Here is an 18,302-nt window from a genome sequence, read left to right as displayed (position 1 = left end):
GAGCCAAGGGAGTACGCGATGAATTACGACACCTTCATCGACCAGGTTTCCCAGCGCACCGCCACGTCGTCCGAGCGGGCGGTCGAGCTGACCCGGGCCGTGTTGGAGACGTTCGCCGAGCGGTTGACCGGCGGTGAGGTCCTGGACCTGGCCGCCCAGTTGCCCCAACCGCTGCAACTCGTGCTCAAACCGAGTCCGAGCACCGAGCAGGCGGACCGGTTCGGCGCGGCGGAGTTCGTCGCCCGGGTCGCGTTGCGCGCCGGTGTGCCGGAGCCCGCCGCCGAGGACGCCAGCCGGGCGGTTTTCACCACCCTGCGCGAGGCGATCACCGGCGGCGAGTTCGACGACGTGGTGACCCAACTGCCACGTGACTACCGGGGCCTGGTCGAGCAGGCGATGGCCCCGGGCGCGACGTTGCGGCGCGGATGACAGCACTCGTACCGGGCACACACAGCGGTTTACCAGGGCAACCATCGATGTCCCGCTTGGCGTGGCGATTCCGCCTGGCCTAACCTTGTCGTGCGAGGGGAGTACTTCCCACGAACCATTCCGGTCAGTACGGCGCGCCCGGCGCGCCTCGGGTGGTTGCCCATCAGGTGGTGGGTGAAGGAGACCTCGAACATGACGGTGTTCGAGGAGACCCCACATGAGCCAAGTGTCGTATCTGTCCGCCGCCAGTGATTTGTCGTCGGTGGGCACGCCCACGCTGTGGGCGGTCACCATCATCGGGGTCCTCCTGCTGCTGGTGCTGGACTTCCTGGTCACCCGTCGCCCGCACGAGGTGTCCATGCGGGAGGCCATCGGCTGGTCGGCGTTCTACATAGCGCTGCCGCTGGCGTTCGGCGGCTGGATCTGGTGGCGATTCGGCTCCCAGCAGGGCGTCGAATACCTGACCGGTTACCTGGTGGAAAAGTCGCTCTCGGTCGACAACCTCTTCGTCTTCATGTTGCTGTTGGCGGCGTTCGCGGTGCCGGCGGTGCTCGCCCAGCGGGTGCTGCTCTACGGCATCGCCGGTGCGCTGGTGCTGCGGGCCGTCTTCATCGCCCTCGGGGCGGCGGCGCTGCAGACCCTCGACTTCGCCTTCCTGCTCTTCGCGATCATCCTCATCGCCACGGCGGTGAAGCTGCTGCGTGATGCCATGTCCGGGCATCAGCAGGAAGTCGACATCAACAAGATGCGGTCGGTGAAGCTGCTGCGCAAGGTCATGCCGGTGGTCGACGACTACCACGGCACCAGGATGACCGTCCGGCAGGGCGCGAAGCGGGCACTCACGCCGTTCGCCCTGGTGGTGGTCGCGGTGCTGGCCACCGACATCGTCTTCGCTGTCGACTCGGTGCCGGCGGTCTACGGCATCACCGAGGACCCGTACCTGGTGTTCGCCACAAACGCGTTCGCCCTGCTCGGCCTGCGGGCGCTCTACTTCGTCCTGCACGCGGCGCTGAGCCGGCTGGTGCACCTCAGCTACGGCCTGGCCGTCATCCTGGCGTTCATCGGCCTCAAGCTGGGTCTGCACTGGGCGCACGGCATCTGGGACAGCGTGCCGCAGATCCCCACCCTGGCCTCGCTCGGCGTGATCATCGGTGTGTTGGTGGTGGTCACGGTGACCAGCCTGCGCGCCACCCGCGGTGGCGACCTGCCCGAGGACCGCAAGGTCGTCGCGGAGCGGCACTGACCGCGCCGCGCCGGCTGACGACGGGGTACGCGGGAAAGCTCCCGCCCCACCGGCGCGGGTGGTACGACTGTGCAATGGGAATCGTGTCACCGGGCTTTCAGGGTCGGCCCCGAACGCAGGAGCCGGCCCTGCCACCCGGCCAGTATCTGACCGAGGACTTTCCGGTGCTCTCGGCCGGTCCGACGCCCCGGGTGTCACTGGACACCTGGGAGTTCGTCATCTCCGCCGAGAACGGCAGCGAACACCGGTGGTCGTGGCAGGAGCTGATGGCCCTGCCGCAGGAGACGCCGATGGTGGACATCCACTGCGTCACCCGCTGGTCCAAGCTCGGCACCAACTGGCAGGGCGTCTCACTGGACACGCTGCTCGCCGACGTCGACACGGGGGCGCACTTCGCGCTGGCGCACTCCTACGGCGGGTACACCACCAACCTGCCGCTCGACGACCTGCGCGGCGGCCAGGCCTGGGTGGTGCACACCTTCGACGGCGCCCCGCTGCCCGCTGAGCACGGCGGGCCGGCCCGACTGCTGGTGCCGCACCTGTACTTCTGGAAGTCCGCCAAGTGGGTGCGCGGCCTCCGACTCAAGACGATGGACGAGCCAGGGTTCTGGGAGACCGCCGGGTACCACGACTACGGCGACCCGTGGCGCGAACAGCGGTACCAGGGTGACTGAGCGCGCCGTGGCGACGAGCACCCAGCGCCGGACACCCAACCGTTGGCAGGTCGGCCGGCTGGTGGAGCGCCGGGTGGAGACACCGACCGCGCAGACACTGGTGCTGGAGGTGCCGGACTGGCCGGGGCACCTGGCCGGGCAGCACGTCGACCTACGGCTCACCGCCCCGGACGGCTACCAGGCGGCACGGTCGTACTCGATCGCCGGGCCGGCCGTGGACGGGCCGGGAGGACCGCGCATCGAGGTGACGGTGCAGCGGGTGCACGACGGCGAGGTGTCGCCGTACCTCATTGATGTCTTTGGCGGCGGCGACCCGGTGGAGGTCCGCGGACCGCTCGGTGGCTGGTTCATCTGGCGGCCCGAGGAGACCGCGCCGGTGCAGCTCGTCGCCGGCGGCTCCGGCGTCGTGCCGCTGATGGCGATGATCCGGGCGCGGCGGGCGGTGGGCAGCAAGGCGCCGTTCCGGCTGATCTACTCGGTGCGCACCCCCGGCGACGTGATCTACGCCGACGAGCTGCGCCGCCGGGTCCGCGACGACTTCGGCCTGGACGTCGCGTACGTCTACACCCGTGAGGCGCCGGAGGGCTGGCGCGGTGAGCCGCACCGGATCGGGCTGGCCGACGTCAACACGCACGGGTGGCCACCGGACCTGGAGCCACTCACCTATGTCTGTGGCCCGACCGCGTTCGTGGAGACCGTGGCCGACCTGCTGGTGGGGCTGGGTCACCCGTCGCGTCGGGTCAAGACCGAACGCTTCGGCCCCACCGGCTGACCACCCGCTCGCTCACGCAGTGCCGAGGAGATTTCAATGACGGAGATGTCGTACCTGGACGGCAACATGCTCGACGGCCCGATGCGTGAGTTGTTCACCGTCGACCTGAGCAGCGCGATGGGCCGCTGTGAGAACTGCGGGACGACCGGCTCGATGGCCAGCCTGCACGTCTACTCGAACGCCCCGGGTCTCGTCGCCCGCTGCCCCTCCTGCGAGGAGGTGATGGTGCGCCTGGTGCGCGGGCCGGACCGGGCCTGGCTCGACATGCGTGGCACCACCTATCTCCAGGTGCCGATGCCGATGGAACAGCCGTTCCCCGGCCCGCTCTGACGGATCGGTTGCCCGGCTGAGGCACCATGACCGGATGAGCACCGGCCGATGGCGTGGCGTGCCTCTCGCGGTCCGGTGTGTGGTGGCTGTCGCGGTGCTGGTCTTCGCCTACGGCACCGCGGTGCACGTGGTGCAGTTGCTCCTGCCCCGGTTCGGGCCGCAGCTCGCCCTGCCCGGGTGGCTGACGTTCTACTTCACGTCCCTGACGCTGTGGGATCCGTTGGCGGCGTCGCTGTTGGCCGCCCGCCGGGTGCAGGGGCTCGTGCTGGGCTGCGCGGTGCTGGTGACGGATGCGGCCGCGAACGGGTACGCCAACTACGTGCTGGACCCGGCGGTCGGTGTCACGCCGGGCCGGATCGGGCAGGCCGTCATCACCGCCCTCGCCGTCGGTCTCGTCGCGCTCACCCCGTGGCTGGCACCGTGGTTCGCCAGGTCTGCGGTCCAGCGGCGCTGACCCGGTTCCGCTACGGCGTGTCCCGGTTGGCCTGGGAGAGGACAGCGCGCACGGCGTCGACCACGGCGGCGGGTTGGTCCTTGTGGATGTAGTGGCCGCTGTCGGGCACCACGACGTGGACGCCGCGTGGGAAGACCGCGGCGGTCTGGTCGGCGAGGTCACCGGAGCGCTGTCGCAGGGTCGCGGGCTTGCCGCGGGTCGCGGTCAGGATCCTCATCGGTACGTCGGGGGCGGTCGACGTCGCGCGTGCGGCGCGTACGTCTCGGGTGCAGGTGTTGGCGAGACGGTTCTCCGCGCGAATGGTCGTGACCTGAGCGAACGTGCGATAGCTGGCCCGGTACGCCTCGGTGATCAACGCCTGCGCCTCCGGGTCGTCGGTGCAGCGCTCGGCGAGCGTGCGACCCATGTTGGCCGCGATCCGATCGAAGAGCCCGATGGCCTTGAGCACCGGGATGACGTTGAGCAGGAGGTTCGACGAGATACGAAGAGCCAGTGGCACCTCTGCCATGCTGTCCTCGTGGAACGGATCGAGCAGGACCAGACCAAGCGTCTGGTCCGGACTGGCGAATGCGGCCAGTTGGGCGAGCAGTCCGCCCCAACTGTGACCGACCAGGACGGCGGGACCGACGTCGTCCAGGAGTGCCACGAGGTCGCGTACCTGCGAGTTCAGTGTCAGCAACGAGTCGGGGTCGCTGGCTCCCAGACCGGCCCGGTCGTAGGCGATGACGCGGGACCTCTCGGCCAACGGGGGGAGGACGACGGCCCAGTCCAACTCCACTTCGCCCGCTCCGGAGATCAGGACGACCGGTGGGGCGACGCTGCCGGCTGCTACCCACCGCAGTTGTCGGCCGGACTCCCGGGCCAGCCGGCCACTGTCGACACCAGTTGGCACCAGGCTGGACAGCGCGACGACGACGGGGTCCTGGGGCTCGGTGTCCATTCAACCTCCTCGTCACGGCGCTTCAGATCGACGGCAGCTCGGTCGGGTGCACGTGGTCCGGTCGCGAAGCGAGGGGCCCTTCAGACGCGGAGGAGGTCGTAGGCCTGGGCGAGGTCGTCGGCCCACGGCGAGTCGTAGTCACGTTCCCACGCGCGGTGCAGACGGTCGCGGGTCGCCGATCGGCGTAACCAGTCGCCCAGGACGCTCGGCTTCTGACTCGTGAAGTTGAGTCTGCTGACCATCTCGGCCAGGTGACGGTCTGCCGACGGGGTGAGCGTGGCGTCCCAGACGTCGAGGAATCGTTCGACGCGCTCGCCGGCCGCGTGAGCCGCGTCGAGGACGTCCGTCGGATCGGTGAACGACCCGAGCCGCGACGGGTGATCCGCCAACAACGACCGCCACACGGCGTCGAGGTACGCCTCGACGGCCTCCTGCTCGACCCGTGGCCAGGTGCGCCACTCCTGACGGGGAAGTTTGCCCAGGACGATGACCGGTTCCAGGTCGTCGCACCCGAGCAGGCGCTCAAGGAGTACGGGGAGCAGGGCCTTCACGTCCGCCCGGCCACCGACCGTGTTGCCGAGGCTGATGGTCAGTGAGAACAGGTCGTGCTCGTCGACCAGCACCGAACCCCGGCAGTGCGGGCAGCCGTCGAGCACCGCACGGCGCGGATACCGGGCGAACGCGTCCCGTACGCCCGCCAGGGCCGTCGTCAGCTCGTTCTCCACTGGCCGATTCTCGCATCGACGGCTCACTGGGCGGTGCCCGCGAGCAGCCACCGTCGGACGGGGATCTCCAGCAGCGCCCGCTCGCCGTCCGGGCCGACCTGCCGGCCGACGTCCCAGCCGTCGTACTTGCGCGCGAACGCCTCGACGACGGTGCTCGGGAATCCACTTCGGTGCAGGTGGGCGGCGCCCTCCGCCACCACTGGCGCGTTGCCGCTCTCCAGAGCCACTGACACCCGCGGGTCGGCCACGACGTTGCGGGCCTTGACGCTGCGGCTCTCGCAACCGACCCAGAACGTCGCCGAGAGGTAGACGAACCAGACCGGCGTCAGGTGCGGGGACCCGTCGCGCCGCACCGTGCACAGCCAGACGTTCAGCTCCCGCGACAGTCGCTCTTCGACGTCGGCCGGGGGGATCGAGGGGGTTCGGCTCACCGGGCCAGTGGATCACAACGCGGCACGTCCCGACGACTGTCTTTCACCTGCTCCCGGGCGGGTGCGTCGGGTCGAATCAGGCAGCGGAGGGCTCGTCGATGGCGGTACCGGTACGTGTGGCCCGCGCGGCGCCCCAGTCGTACAGGGCCTGCAACACCGGGGCCAGGCTGAGTCCTTCCTCGGTGAGCCGGTACTCGACATGAGGTGGTGTGGTCTCGTGGTCGTGCCGCAGGACGAGCCCATCGGCCTCCAATTCGCGCAGACGCTGGGTCAGCATCTTCTCGCTGATCCCGGGCATTCGGCGGCGCAGCTCGCCGTAGCGGTGTACGCCCTCCTTGAGATGGGCCAGGATCACCGGTCGCCATTTCCCGCCGACAACGTCGACGGCGAGTTCCACCGGGCAGTGGTATCGCTTGGGCATCGTGGCCTCCCTCGGCACGTACCAAATGGTGCGTACTTGATCAACACCGCTGCGGGTGTTGAGCTGTAGCCATGGTGATGGAGTACATCAGGTACCGCGTCCCGCAGGAACGGCTGGACGGTTTCGAGGCGGCGTACGAGCGGGCCGCTGGCGCGTTACGCGCCGCGCCGCAGTGTGTGGACTACGAGTTGAGCCGCTGCCTTGACGACCCGGCCTGCTACCTGCTGCGCATCACCTGGACGTCGGTGGACGAGCACCTGAAAGGGTTTCGGGGCGGCCCGGTGTTCGGGCAGTTCTTCGCCGCGATCAGGCCGTACGTCGAGGACATCCAGGAAATGCGGCACTACGCCCGTACATCGGTCGCCGGCCCTGGTGGCGCCGCGCCGCCGAGCCTGTACGAGTGGGCCGGCGGCAACGACGCGTTCATGAGGCTCTGCGATGCCTTCTACCGCCTGGTCAGCTCCGACGACCTGCTCGCGCCGATGTTCGCAAACCTGGACCCCGACCACGCCCGGCATGTAGCGGTGTGGCTTGCCGAGGTCTTCGGGGGACCGGACACGTACACGACTGAGCAGGGCGGCTACCGCCACATGCTCGGCAAGCACCTGGGGAGGGCGATCAGCGAGGCGCAGCGTCGACGGTGGGTCAACCTGATGATGGACGCCGCCGACGAGGTCGGTCTACCCGATGATCCGGAGTTTCGCGCCGCCTTCGCGAGCTACCTCGAGTGGGGCACCCGGTTGGCGGTAGGCAATTCCCAACCGGACGCGGACCCGATCCGGCAGGCACCGGTCCCACGCTGGGGCTGGGGTGTCGCCCCGCCCTTCCGGGGATGACCCGCCGAAACTCGGGTGCGGTCTACCTGGCACACCCCTAGGCTCCGGCTCCGACGGCTGTCACGGCGTCCGGCCCGATGGGAGATGAGCGCAGCGATGACCGCACACCTGTTCGCGATCAGCTTCGACGCGAGCGAGCCCCTGCGGCTCGCGCAGTTCTGGGCCGGGCTCCTGGGCGGGGAGATCGCCGACGATCCACACGACGGCGTCCTGCTCCTACCCGCCGACGACAACGAGTACCACATCCGCTTCGCCCCGAACCAGCAGCCGAAGGTGGTCCAGAATCGGATGCACTTCGACCTGACCAGCAGTTCGCTGGAGGACCAGCGGCAGACGGTGGCCAGGGCGCTGGAACTTGGTGCGCGGCACGCCGACATCGGCCAGGGCCCGGAGATCGATCACGTGGTGCTCGCCGACCCCGAGGGCAACGAGTTCGACGTCATCGCACCGGGCAACAGGTTCCTCGCCGGCTGCGGCTTCATCGGTGCGCTGGCCTGCGACGGTTCGCAGGCCGTCGGCTACTTCTGGAGTGCTGCCCTGGGCTGGCCGCTGGTCTGGGACCAGGACCAGGAGACCGCGATCCAGTCGCCGCGCGGCGGCACGAAGTTCACCTGGGGTGGCCCGCCACCGATGCCGAACGGGGGCCGGGATCGGGTGCGTTTCGACATCGCTCCGGCTGTCGGCGTCCATTGGCAGGTCGAGGTCGACCGTCTGCTCTCGCTCGGCGCGACCCGCGTCGACGCCAACCAGGATGGGGCAGGCAGAGTCGTGCTGGCCGACCCCGATGGTCAGGAGTTCAGCCTCCTGACGTCCCGCTAGCCGGCGCCCACGACGTGCACGCGGCGGCCGGTTGGACAACGGCGGCACCGGTCGGTCAGAGTGATCCGCCGTGAGATACCTGCGTACCGGTGGTCCTGCCGCGATCCGGCGACCCCGGCCCACCGACTCGGACGAGTTCGTCGCCGCCGCGCGGCGCAGCCGGGACCTGCACCACCCCTGGTTGGCCGCGCCGGCCAGTCCGGAGGAGTACGAGCTCTATCTGCGCCGGATCCGTCGCCGCGACAGCGCCGGCTACCTGATCTGCGACCGGGCCAGCGGCGAGATCGCCGGCTACGTGAACATCAGCGGAATCGTGCTCGGTGCGCTGCGCGGTGGCTACCTGGGGTACGCGGCGTTCCTGCCGTACAGCGGGACCGGGCACGCATCGGCGGGCGTCGCCCTGGTGATCGACCACGCGTTCACCTCGGTCGGGTTGCACCGGCTGGAGGCGAACATCCAACCGGGCAACGAGCCGTCGCGGCGAGTGGCACGCAAGCTGGGTTTCCGGTTGGAGGGCTTCTCCCCGGACTACCTGTTCATCGACGGCGCCTGGCGCGACCACGAGCGCTGGGCGATCACCGCACCAACCCCCGCCTGACCGTCGGCCCGGCCGCGCCGGCCAGGTCGTGCTCGGCACCTTGGCCGCAGGAGCACCGGACCTTTCACCCGGACCGGGTGATGACGCCCCGTACCCTGCTTCCTACGGTGGGTGCATGGCTGCCGTTCGCGCGACCCCTGCCAATCCCTTCCCCGGTCTGTCCGTCGCGGAGGCGGACAGCGCCGACCAGCGGGCCATCCCGCCCGAGTTGGGCCCCGACTCGCTCGCGGTGCTCAGCGGGCCCACGTTCCTCTACTCCAACGCGTGCGGAGATGTGCCGACGGGCAGCATCGGTGGGCTCGTCCACCTGGACACCCGCCTGATCAGTGGGTGGAGCCTGACCGTCAACGGCAGCGAGTTGTTGCCGCTGCGCTCCGAGACGATCGACCACTACTCAGCGCAGTACGTGCTCACCAACCCGGAGCTGCCCGGGCTGCCGCCGAACACGCTGGGCCTGCGGCGCCTGCGCTACGTCGGCGACGGGTTCCACGAACGCGTGGAACTGGTCTCCTACCGGCTGGAGCCGGTCCGGGTGGAGCTGCGGCTGGCCGTCGCCGCCGACTTCGCCGACCTGTTCGAGGTCAAGTCGAGGGTCCGGGACCGCTCCGCCGAGATCAGCCGGGACCACGCCGTCGACGGGTCCGAGCTGTGCTTCTCCTACCAGCGCGGTGACTTCTCCGCGCAGACCCGGGTGTGCTGCGCGACCCCGGCCGACCGTATCGAGGGCGACGACCTGGTCTGGGAGCGGTACCTGGGCCCCCGCGAGGAGTGGCAGGTCGACCTGCACGTGCCATTGCCACCCGGGATGGGGGTGGTGGAGCCGGTCCGGGGCGACATCGCCGACGTCATCCACGGCCGGGCCGACGACCCGCTGCGCCGATGGCTGGAGGACCGGGCGGTGCTGCGCAGCGACAACGCGGCGTTGCAGCACACCGCGCGGCAGTCCCGCAACGACCTGGCGGCGTTGCGGCTCGACCTGGAGGTCAAGGGCCAGCGAATTCTGCTCCCCGGCGCAGGACTGCCCTGGTTCCTCACCGTCTTCGGCCGGGACACCCTGATCACCGCGTATCAGACACTCGTCGCCGGGCCCGCGCTGGCGAAGGGCACGCTGCTCACACTGGCCCGGCTCCAGGGTGAGACGTGCGACGACTTCACCGACGAGGAGCCCGGCAAGATCCTGCACGAGGTGCGCAGCGGCGAGTTGACCCGCAGCGGCGAGAAACCGTTCGGGCCGTACTACGGCACCGCCGACGCCACCCAGCTCTGGTTGATCCTGCTCTCCGAGTACTGGCGCTGGACGGGCGACGACGAGACCGTCCGGCACCTGCGGGACAACGCGGTGGCCGCGTTGCGCTGGATCGACGATTACGGCGACCGGGACGGTGACGGCTACGTCGAGTACGCCACCCGCTCGCCCGAGGGGCTGGGCAACCAGTGCTGGCGGGACTCCCCGGACGGCGTCTGCTTCGCCGACGGCCGAATCCCCGTGCTCCCGCTGGCCACCAGCGACGTACAGGGCTACACCTACGACGCCAAGATGCGGCTGGCCGAGTTGTTCGACGGGCCGTTGGACAATCACACGTTGGCGCGCCGACTGCGCGACGAGGCCAACACCCTGCACGAGCGGTTCAACCAGGACTTCTGGATCGAGGAACGGGGCGGCTACTACGCGGTCGCTCTGGACGGCGACAAGAACCGCGTCGACTCCAAGACCTCCAACATGGGTCACCTGCTGTGGAGCGGAATCGTGCCACCGGAGCGAGCCGATGCGGTGGTGCATCAACTCATGTCGCCGGACATGTTCTCCGGTTGGGGCATCCGTACCCTGTCCCGGGAGGAGCGGCTCTACAACGCCCTCGGCTACCACCTGGGCACGGTGTGGCCGCACGACAACTCCATCGCCGCGCTCGGCCTGGCCCGGTACGGGTACCGGGCCGAGTCGAACCGGATCAGCCTGGCGATGATCGAGGCGGCCGAACAGTTCGGTCACCGGCTGCCGGAGGCGCTCAGCGGGTTCGACCGGGAGCGACTGCTCTTCGCCGTGCCCTATCCGACCGCGTGCAGCCCGCAGGCGTGGGCGGCCGGCACGCCGCTGGCCCTGATCCGCGCCATGCTCGGCCTCAACCCGGTCAACGGCCGGCTGGTCCTCGATCCGGACGTCCCGGAGGAGCTGGGCCGGATCGCCGCCGAGCGGGTCCGGGCGTTCGGTCAACAGTGGGAGTTGGAGGCTATCGGTCGCAGCGGCCACGTCCGGCTTCAGCCGAGCTGAGCACGGGCTGGCGCGTAGGACGTTTGTCGCGGGCTTCGACGGGAAACGGCCCGCAATGACGAAACCTCGTGTGGTGATCGTGGGGGCCGGGTTCGCCGGTTACCACGCGGCGAAGACGTTGAGCCGGATCGCCCGGGACCGGGCCGAGATCGTGGTGCTGAATTCCACCGACTACTTCCTGTACCTGCCGCTGCTGCCCGAGGTGGCGGCCGGGGTGGTCGAGCCCAAACGGATCGCCGTTCCGCTGACCGGGACGCTCAAGGGCGTCCGGGTGGTCGTCGGCGAGGCGGACCACGTCGACCTGCAGAACCGCTGGGTCGGCTTCACCCAGGCCGAGGGGGAGAAGAACCGGCTGGCGTACGACCGGCTGGTGCTCGCCGTGGGCAGCGTCAACAAGCTGCTGCCCATCCCGGGGGTGACCGAGTACGCGCACGGTTTCCGTGGCCTCCCCGAGGCCGTCTACCTGCATGATCACATCGTCCGGCAGATCGAACTGGCCGAGCAGGCCGAGGACCCGGCCGAGCAGCAGGCCCGCTCCACGTTCGTGGTGGTCGGCGCGGGCTACACCGGCACCGAGGTCGCGGCGCACGGGCAGCTGTTCACCGACGCGTTGCACGCCCAGCGGCCCCGGCTCACCGTCCGGCCCCGCTGGATGCTGCTCGACGTGGCGTCCCGGGTGCTGCCGGAGTTGGACAAGCGGATGTCGGACACCTCGCACAAGGTGCTCAACCGGCGCGGGGTGGACGTGCGGATGGGTACCTCGGTGGCCGAGGCGACCTGCGACGGGGTGAAGCTCACCGACGGCGAGTACGTGCCGACCTGCACCCTGGTGTGGTGTGTGGGGGTACGCCCCGACCCGTTCGTCAACGAACTGGGCCTGCGGACCGACCGGGGTCGACTCGTCACCGACGAGTTCCTCAACGTTCCCGGCTATCCGGAGGTCTTCGCCTGCGGTGACGCCGCCGCGGTGCCCGACCTCGTCAATCCGGGCAAGGTGTGCGGGATGACCGCCCAGCACGCGCAGCGGCAGGGCAAGCGCGCGGCGTACAACATCGCCGCGTCGTACGGTTTCGGCCGCCGCAAGCCGTACAAGCACCACGACCTGGGTTGGGTCGTCGACCTGGGTGGCAAGGACGCGGCGGCGAACCCGTTGCAGGTCAACCTGGCCGGGTTGCCGGCCAAGGCGGTCACCCGGGCGTACCACCTGATGGCGATGCCGGGAAACCGCACGCGGGTCAGCGCCGACTGGGCGTTGGACGCCGCGTTGACCCGGTCGGCGGTCCAGTTGGGGCTGGTGCCGGCCAACGCGGTGCCGCTGGAGAGCACCACACCCGAGGTCGCGACCCGGTCCCGCTGAGCGGGCACCGGCCAGGTCGTCGGGAGCAGGGCGGCCCGCCCGGCCAGGTTGTCGCGAAGCAGGCCGGCCGCGACGGTCAGTCGGTGGAGCCGGCCGGCCGCGCGGACCGCGCGGCCGGACCGGCCGGCGGGGCGGGTCGCAGCCGGCGCGGGCCGTACTCGCGTAGAAGGGTCTGGACGATGCCGGCGGCGGGGATGGCCAGCAGCGCGCCGAGCAGACCGGCCAGCTCCGCCGCGAGCAGCACACTGATCAGCACCGTCAACGGGTTCAGCCGGACCGCGCGGGACAGGATGAGCGGCTGGAGCAGGTGGTTCTCCACCTGTTGGTAGACCACGAAGAAGACCAGCACCACCACCCCGGCGGTGGGGGAGTGCAGGAAACCGGCACCGGCCGCGATCACCGCGCCGAGTGTCGCCCCGACCAGCGGTATCAGGTCGGCCACCGCCACCAGCAGGGCGATCACCGCCGCGAAGGGCACCCCGGTGAGGGTCAGCACCACGAAGGTCAACGCCCCGCAGATCACGCTGATCAGCAGGTTCCCGGTGAGATAGCCGGTGACGGTGCGCGACACCTCCCGGCCCACCCGGCGCAGCCGCTCGCCCTGACCGTCCCCGGCCGCCGTGAGCAGGCCGCGGGTGATCCGCGGCGCCTCCAACACCATGAGGTACGCGAGCACGATGACAGTGACCAGCCCGGCGACCGATTCGACGACGCCGCGCAGCACACCGACAGCGGGTTGGCGCAGTCGGCCGCCGAGGTCGCGAAGCTGCTCGGAGTGCTCGCTGACGTAGCGGCGTGCCCCGGTGCGCTCCAGCGCCTGCCCCACCGGGCCCCGTCCGGCGCGGGCCTCCCGCAGCAGCTCGGGCGCCCGGTCGGCGAAGCGGCCCAACTCCCCGAACAACGGCACCAGGATGAGCGCGGCCAGGATCGCCAGGAGCACGAACGCGGCGAGGAACACCAGCAGGGTGGCCAGCGCTCGACGCCGGACGAAGCGGCGTTGCAGCCGGTCGACGAGGGGTTTGAGCGCGACGGCGAAGAACGCGGCGACCACCGCCCAGACCAGCACCCGCCGGGTCGCGTACACGAACCCCAGCGCGAGCGCGGTCGCCAGCACCAGACCGATCACGATCAGGGTTCGGCGGCCGGTCGCCCGATCGTCGACGTTGCTCATCCGGCGGGCCTTCCCCGCGCCCGCCGTCGGAAACCCGGCATTGCGGGCACAACGGCGATCAGTGGCGGGAGTTGTCGTCCGCGTCGGTGACGGGGTGGGCGCCCGCGACGAACGTGTCGAGCGCGGTGGCGTGCAGCAGCCCGCCGGGCACCGGGTCGCGCAGGGCGGCCACCGCCAGCCGGGCCACCGGCAGCCCGCCGGGGCGGGAGGTCGCGGCCAGCACCAGGTTGCCGTACCTGCGGCCGCGCAACATCCGCCGGTCACCGACCACGCACACGTCGGCGAAGACCGCCCGCAAGGTGGACACCTGCACCCGGGTGCCGACCAGCGGAGGCAGGTCGGTGACGTTGACCAGGTACAACCCGTCGGGGCGCAGGACGCGGGCAACCTCGGCGGCGAACTCGACGGTGCGCACGTGCCGGGGCATCCGGGCCGCGCGGTAGATGTCGGCGATCACCAGGTCGTGGCGGCCGTCCGGGGTGTCGGTCAGAGCGTCCCGGGCGTCGGCGACCTCCACCCGCACCTCCGGCGGCAGCGGCGGCAACTCCCGGGCCACCAACTCGACCACCGCCGCGTCCCGCTCGACGACCCGTTGCGGGGAGCCGGGCCGGGTGGCGGCCAGCCAGCGGGGCAGCGTCAACGCGCCGCCACCCAGGTGCAGGACGTTCAACGGGGCGCCGGCCGGGGCCGCCACCTCCACCGCCGAGGCGATCCGCCGGACGTACTCGAAGTGCAGGTGCCGAGGATCCTCGACATCCACGTACGACTGCTCGACCCCGGCGGACAGCAGTGTCCGCCCGGTCCGGCGGACCGGGTCGGCGACCAGCTCCAACCGGTCGGCGGCGCGGTTCATGACTGGCACGCTAGCCCAGCCCACGGCGCGCCCGGCACGGCGGACGGGCCGGCGGAGCGGGGTCGCCCCCGTCCCGCCGACCCGCCGGTGTCGTGGTGGGCGGTCAGCCGCCGGCCATCCCGGCCCCCACCTCGTCGATCGCGTCGTCGATCTGTCGGGCGAGGTCCACGTCGAGCGCGGTGACCCCGTTGGCCTGGCTGGTCCGCACCGTCAACACGGCGGCGGTGTCGCCCGGACGCCCGATGCTCGGGCCACGGCCATTGTCCTGGCGCAGCCGGTCGAGCCGGGCGAGCACCCGATCCAGGTTGTCGGGCGGCAGCGCGACCACCCGGTAGAGGCCCTGGCTGTCGCCGGCCCAGTAGGGCAGGTCGTCCAGCGCCGCGCTGATCTCGTCGGCGTCCAGGGTGGGTGTGGTGGTGGAGGCGCCCACCAGGCCGCCGCCGGCCTCCGGCGGGTTCAGCAGGTCGCGCAACCCGTCGGGTACGTGCAGCGACTCGACCAGGTCGCCGTCCTGCTCGGCGAGCGCGGCGATCGTCGCCTCGGCCTGGTACCGGGCCTGCTCCGGGGTGTTGCCGCTGATCCGGCCCACCTCGGCCAGGAAGCCGGGCAGGTCCTGGTGCCGTTCGATGCCGTCGACCGGCAGCACGTCGTGCAGCGACGCCGGCACCGCGGCGAGCAGCCGCTGCCGCTCGGCGGCCTCCAGGGCGAACGCGAGGACCAACACTGTCGCCTCGGTGCCCACCTTGGCGGTCTTGAAGTCGACCCCGGAGCGACGCCGAACCTCGTCGACCAGGTCGTGGTAGCCCATGCTGTTCACACCGGCCGCGCCGCTCGGCGGGGACGGCTGCGGTCGCGGGTTGTCGGCGCTACCCACGGGCGGCGGTGCCGGCCCGCCGCGCGTGGTGTCCGACTTGTGTACTCCGGCCGCTGGTGGGCCGGCCCGCTTACCCGCATCGAGGCTCGTGAGCTGCTTGGACGCGCTCAGGCTGGCGCCGATCTCGCTGGGCTGGCGATTCTGCTCCCGGGCCTGCCGGGCCAGTGCCCGACGCCTCTGGTTGTCGCCCTCCATCTGCTTGCGCATGCTGGCATCCCTTCCGCTGGGGATCGTGGCTGCGCCAGTCGCCTTCCCGCCGTCCCGGAGAAGGAAACGGAGGCCGTCGGCCGGGTCGGAGCCGCCTGCGCCACGCTTCATCCGGCGGGGGTGAGGGGTGCTCACCCGCATGGCCCGCACGATCGGATCAGGACCGGAGTTCTTCCGAGGTACGCGGAAGGAAGGTCGTCATGAAGGAAGTTGTCGAGATTGTCCCCGCTCGACCCGGCTGGTACGCCCGCTGGCAGCTCACACCCGAGGTCACCAGGTGTTACCCGGTGAGCCTGTGGGCGCTGCTGGAGGAGGCCGACGGAACGGGCCGCGAGGTGATCGGGATGGACTGCATCGGTCAGTGGCCCGGCGCGGACGACAACGAGGCGGGTGGGCAGTTCGTCCGCTACCTGTACCAGACGCCCGATTCGGGGGAGCCCGAGGACGTGGACGCGGCCCCGATCGGCGAGCTGCGTGAGGACGGCCCCCGGCTCCAGCCGATGACGGCACCCTAGACATTCCTCCGGCCCCCGACCCCAGGTCCCAGGGTCGGGGGCCACCCCGTTTCGCTTCCCGGGGGGTGGCCTCGGGTCAGCCGATGGCGCGCACGTCGTCGTCGGCGTACGCCTCGGCCAGCAACTCACTCAGGCCCGTGCGGTCCAGCATCCGCTGGAGCTGAGGGTTGACCCCGGTCAGTCGGATCGCCCCGGCGGCGCGGTGCACCACCAGCAGCGCGCTGAGCCCGGAGGAGTCGCAGAGGGTCACCCCGGTCAGGTCGACAAGCACCGGAGCGTCGTCGTCGCCGCGCAGCCCGGCCGCCGCGGCGATCAGCTCGGGCGCGCTGTCGTAGTCGAGTTCGCCGGTCAGCCGGAGTCGGACGTGCCCGGCGGCGAGCCGGGTCGTCTCGATGGTCAACAGCTGGTCGGGCATCCCACCATTCTCCTTGTCGAGCGACAAAACGCAAAGCGGGGGCGGCGATACGCCCCCGTGTCCCTCGTCCAATGCCCCCGCCGTGGCGGTGCCCGCCACCTGCCGTGAGATGCCGCTTTCCGGGTTCGGGCGTAGGGTGGCTGGAGAGTTTTGACAGTGGACGCCGGTTCCGGCACGGGTTCGGTGAACGACAAGGAGTGAGGCTCAGCTGGTGACTGCTTCCGACGTCAGGGACTGGGACCCGGGCGACGGACGGCTCTCCACGCCGAGCACGACACGACCCTCGGCGTGGTCCGCCGACGTTCGCCGCCCCACAGCGGCCCTGCCCCCGCTGGCCCCCGACCGGGGGCAGGCCACGCCCGACTGGTTAGAGGTCGTCGAGCACTTCCGGGAGGGCCTGGTGGTGTGCGACGCCGACGGCGTCGTGCGGCACGTCAGCCCGGTGGCTGAGCGGTTGCTGCCCGAGGTGACGCCCGGCGAGCTGCTCGTCGCGGCCGGTGTGCCCGGGTTGAGCGAAGGCGTCCCCGGAAGCTTCACCCATCGCGGGCGCCGGCTCACCGCGCGCCAGGTGCCGCTCTCCGGCGACCGTTGCTGCTGGTACGTCGAGGACGTCACCGACAGCGTCAGCCGCGCCGACGCGCTGCTCGCCGAACGGGCCCGCTCGGCGTTCCTGGCAGTGGTCGGCGACAAGCTGGGCAACCCGCTGCACCCCGACCGGGCGGCCGCCGCGGTCGTCCGACTCGCCGTGCCGACCCTGGCCGAGGTGGCGGTGCTGGTGCTCGCCCCGCGGGCCGGGCGCGCCCGCTGGTGGCGGGCCTCCCGCACCGACGACGAGGTGCCGACGGTGGACAGCGGCGTACTGGGCGGTGGCGAGCTGCCGACCGCCATCGCCGACGGGTTGACCGGGGCCGAGCCGCACGCGGTGGACTGGCTGGTGGAGCAGGCGGTCGACGCCGGTTGGCTGCCGGGGCTGGCCGGCACCGACAGCGCCGCCCGGGTCGTCCCGCTGCCGGGGCGTGACGCGCCGGTCGGTGTGCTGCTGGTGGCCCGTCGCGCCACCCGCTGGTACGACGAGGACGACGTGGAGCTGGTCCGGGCGTTCGCGGCCCGCGCCGGCGCCGCGTTGACCACCGCGCTGCTCTACCGCGACCAGGCCGAGGTGGCCGACACCCTCCAGGCCAGTCTGGTGCCGGTCGAGCCGGTCGAGGCCGTCGGTGTGCAGTGGGGCACCGCGTACCGGCCCGCGCAGGCGGGGCTGCGCATCGGCGGCGACTTCTACGGTTCGCACCGGCTCACCGACGGTGGTTCGGTGTTCTTCCTCGGTGACGTGTCGGGCAAGGGCGTCGAAGCCGCCGTCTTCACCGGCCAACTGCGCCAGTGCCTCCAGGCGCTGCACCGGTTGGAGTCGCACCCGGCGCGGTTGCTGCGGCTGCTCAACGACGCGTTGCTGGAGACGACCCAGGCGCACGGTCAGGGCCGCTTCGCCACGATCGTGCTCGGCGTGGCCCGCCCGGAGCGCGACGGCGGTCTCACGCTCACCATGGCCGGTGGCGGTCACCTGCCACCACTGGTGCTGCGCGCCTCCGGTGAGGTGGAGACGGTGCCGCTGCGCGGCATGCTGATCGGAGTGGTCCCCGACCCCCGCGTCGGGGAGGTGACAGTGCGGCTGGCGCCGGGCGAGACCTGCCTGCTCTACAGCGACGGGGTGACCGAGGCCCGGGGCGGCCGGCGCGGCGACGAGCTGTTCGGCGCGGAGCGGCTGGTCAACGCGCTGACCGGCTGCCACCGGATGCCCGCGCCGGCCCTGGCCGAACGGGTCGAGCAGATCACCTGCGACTGGTTGGCGCAGGGCGACCACGACGACATCGCGGTGCTGGCGCTGCGGGCGGCCGGCCTGAGCGGTCGCGGTGCACGGCACCTGCACTCGGTGCCCGCCGGCATCGACCAGACAGAGGGGACTGACGCGTGA

The 18,302-nt window shown here is 71.2% G+C and carries 21 protein-coding genes; 13 read left to right on the top strand and 8 right to left on the bottom strand.

All coding sequences use genetic code 11. The features are described 5' to 3' along the window. Nucleotides 1-18: 18 nt before the first annotated feature. The 6 genes from OG598_RS13040 to OG598_RS13015 all read left to right on the top strand — a co-directional run bounded on the left by OG598_RS13040 (nt 19) and on the right by OG598_RS13015 (nt 3,902). The gene (locus tag OG598_RS13040) at nt 19-429 is read left to right on the top strand and encodes a DUF2267 domain-containing protein (protein ID WP_238660011.1); all 411 of its coding nucleotides are present in this window, start codon (nt 19-21) and stop codon (nt 427-429) included. Between the two features lie 217 nt (nt 430-646). Further along, the gene (locus OG598_RS13035) at nt 647-1,672 is read left to right on the top strand and encodes a TerC/Alx family metal homeostasis membrane protein (protein WP_328654668.1); all 1,026 of its coding nucleotides are present in this window, start codon (nt 647-649) and stop codon (nt 1,670-1,672) included. Nucleotides 1,673-1,746: 74 nt separating this feature from the next. Then, nucleotides 1,747-2,346: a sulfite oxidase-like oxidoreductase gene (locus OG598_RS13030; RefSeq protein ID WP_091408112.1), complete on the top strand. Its 600-nt coding sequence runs from the start codon at nt 1,747-1,749 to the stop codon at nt 2,344-2,346. 7 nt (nt 2,347-2,353) lie between these two features. After that, entirely contained in the window at nt 2,354-3,118 is a 765-nt protein-coding gene (locus OG598_RS13025; RefSeq protein WP_328655324.1) for a ferredoxin reductase, read from the top strand. A 36-nt stretch (nt 3,119-3,154) separates the two neighbouring features. Then, a complete protein-coding gene (locus OG598_RS13020; protein WP_328654667.1) occupies nt 3,155-3,448 on the top strand; it encodes a DUF6510 family protein in 294 nt (97 codons plus the stop codon). 34 nt (nt 3,449-3,482) lie between these two features. Continuing rightward, nucleotides 3,483-3,902, top strand: coding sequence for a hypothetical protein (locus OG598_RS13015; protein WP_328654666.1), 420 nt, complete (start codon nt 3,483-3,485; stop codon nt 3,900-3,902). 10 nt (nt 3,903-3,912) lie between these two features. On the opposite strand, the gene OG598_RS13010 is transcribed toward OG598_RS13015, so the two are convergent. The 4 genes from OG598_RS13010 to OG598_RS12995 form a co-directional block, all read right to left on the bottom strand. Next, the gene (locus OG598_RS13010; protein ID WP_328654665.1) at nt 3,913-4,842 is read right to left on the bottom strand and encodes an alpha/beta fold hydrolase; all 930 of its coding nucleotides are present in this window, start codon (nt 4,840-4,842) and stop codon (nt 3,913-3,915) included. Nucleotides 4,843-4,922: 80 nt separating this feature from the next. After that, entirely contained in the window at nt 4,923-5,567 is a 645-nt protein-coding gene (locus tag OG598_RS13005; RefSeq protein WP_328654664.1) for a hypothetical protein, read from the bottom strand. Between the two features lie 23 nt (nt 5,568-5,590). Next, nucleotides 5,591-5,998 (bottom strand): pyridoxamine 5'-phosphate oxidase family protein, encoded by a 408-nt coding sequence (locus tag OG598_RS13000; RefSeq protein ID WP_328654663.1) that lies wholly within the window; start codon nt 5,996-5,998, stop codon nt 5,591-5,593. Between the two features lie 76 nt (nt 5,999-6,074). Further along, nucleotides 6,075-6,419 (bottom strand): winged helix-turn-helix transcriptional regulator, encoded by a 345-nt coding sequence (locus OG598_RS12995; RefSeq protein ID WP_328654662.1) that lies wholly within the window; start codon nt 6,417-6,419, stop codon nt 6,075-6,077. Nucleotides 6,420-6,496: 77 nt separating this feature from the next. On the opposite strand from OG598_RS12995, the gene OG598_RS12990 reads away from it, so the two are divergent. The 5 genes from OG598_RS12990 (at nt 6,497) to OG598_RS12970 (ending at nt 12,298) form a co-directional block, all read left to right on the top strand. After that, complete coding sequence (locus OG598_RS12990) at nt 6,497-7,255, top strand: group II truncated hemoglobin (RefSeq protein WP_328654661.1); 759 nt, start codon at nt 6,497-6,499, stop codon at nt 7,253-7,255. A gap of 96 nt (nt 7,256-7,351) precedes the next feature. Further along, nucleotides 7,352-8,074 carry a VOC family protein gene (locus tag OG598_RS12985; RefSeq protein WP_328654660.1) on the top strand — a complete coding sequence of 241 codons (723 nt, stop codon included), beginning with the start codon at nt 7,352-7,354 and terminating at the stop codon, nt 8,072-8,074. A 70-nt stretch (nt 8,075-8,144) separates the two neighbouring features. Next, entirely contained in the window at nt 8,145-8,672 is a 528-nt protein-coding gene (locus tag OG598_RS12980; protein WP_238682783.1) for a GNAT family N-acetyltransferase, read from the top strand. Between the two features lie 115 nt (nt 8,673-8,787). After that, entirely contained in the window at nt 8,788-10,941 is a 2,154-nt protein-coding gene (locus tag OG598_RS12975) for an amylo-alpha-1,6-glucosidase (protein WP_328654659.1), read from the top strand. A 55-nt stretch (nt 10,942-10,996) separates the two neighbouring features. Further along, nucleotides 10,997-12,298 (top strand): NAD(P)/FAD-dependent oxidoreductase, encoded by a 1,302-nt coding sequence (locus tag OG598_RS12970; protein ID WP_210785140.1) that lies wholly within the window; start codon nt 10,997-10,999, stop codon nt 12,296-12,298. Between the two features lie 76 nt (nt 12,299-12,374). Here the strand turns inward: OG598_RS12970 and OG598_RS12965 are convergent, their stop codons facing one another. The 3 genes from OG598_RS12965 to OG598_RS12955 form a co-directional block, all read right to left on the bottom strand. Beyond that, nucleotides 12,375-13,469, bottom strand: a complete 1,095-nt coding sequence (locus tag OG598_RS12965) for an AI-2E family transporter (protein WP_328654658.1) — start codon at nt 13,467-13,469, stop codon at nt 12,375-12,377. Nucleotides 13,470-13,527: 58 nt separating this feature from the next. Next, entirely contained in the window at nt 13,528-14,322 is a 795-nt protein-coding gene (locus tag OG598_RS12960) for a spermidine synthase (RefSeq protein ID WP_328654657.1), read from the bottom strand. Between the two features lie 103 nt (nt 14,323-14,425). Further along, entirely contained in the window at nt 14,426-15,403 is a 978-nt protein-coding gene (locus tag OG598_RS12955; protein WP_328654656.1) for a DUF2267 domain-containing protein, read from the bottom strand. A gap of 200 nt (nt 15,404-15,603) precedes the next feature. Between OG598_RS12955 and OG598_RS12950 the strand changes: the two genes are divergently transcribed. After that, on the top strand, nt 15,604-15,918 hold the full coding sequence (locus tag OG598_RS12950; protein WP_091408152.1) for a hypothetical protein: 315 nt from the start codon (nt 15,604-15,606) through the stop codon (nt 15,916-15,918). Nucleotides 15,919-15,994: 76 nt separating this feature from the next. Here OG598_RS12950 and OG598_RS12945 read toward each other — a convergent pair whose 3' ends face one another. Next, nucleotides 15,995-16,333, bottom strand: a complete 339-nt coding sequence (locus OG598_RS12945; RefSeq protein ID WP_328654655.1) for an STAS domain-containing protein — start codon at nt 16,331-16,333, stop codon at nt 15,995-15,997. Nucleotides 16,334-16,544: 211 nt separating this feature from the next. On the opposite strand from OG598_RS12945, the gene OG598_RS12940 reads away from it, so the two are divergent. Further along, entirely contained in the window at nt 16,545-18,302 is a 1,758-nt protein-coding gene (locus OG598_RS12940; protein WP_328654654.1) for a PP2C family protein-serine/threonine phosphatase, read from the top strand.

This window comes from Micromonospora sp. NBC_00330 (assembly GCF_036136635.1).
Classification (GTDB): domain Bacteria; phylum Actinomycetota; class Actinomycetes; order Mycobacteriales; family Micromonosporaceae; genus Micromonospora; species Micromonospora salmantinae.
This window is presented reverse-complemented; position numbering and strand designations above follow the sequence as displayed.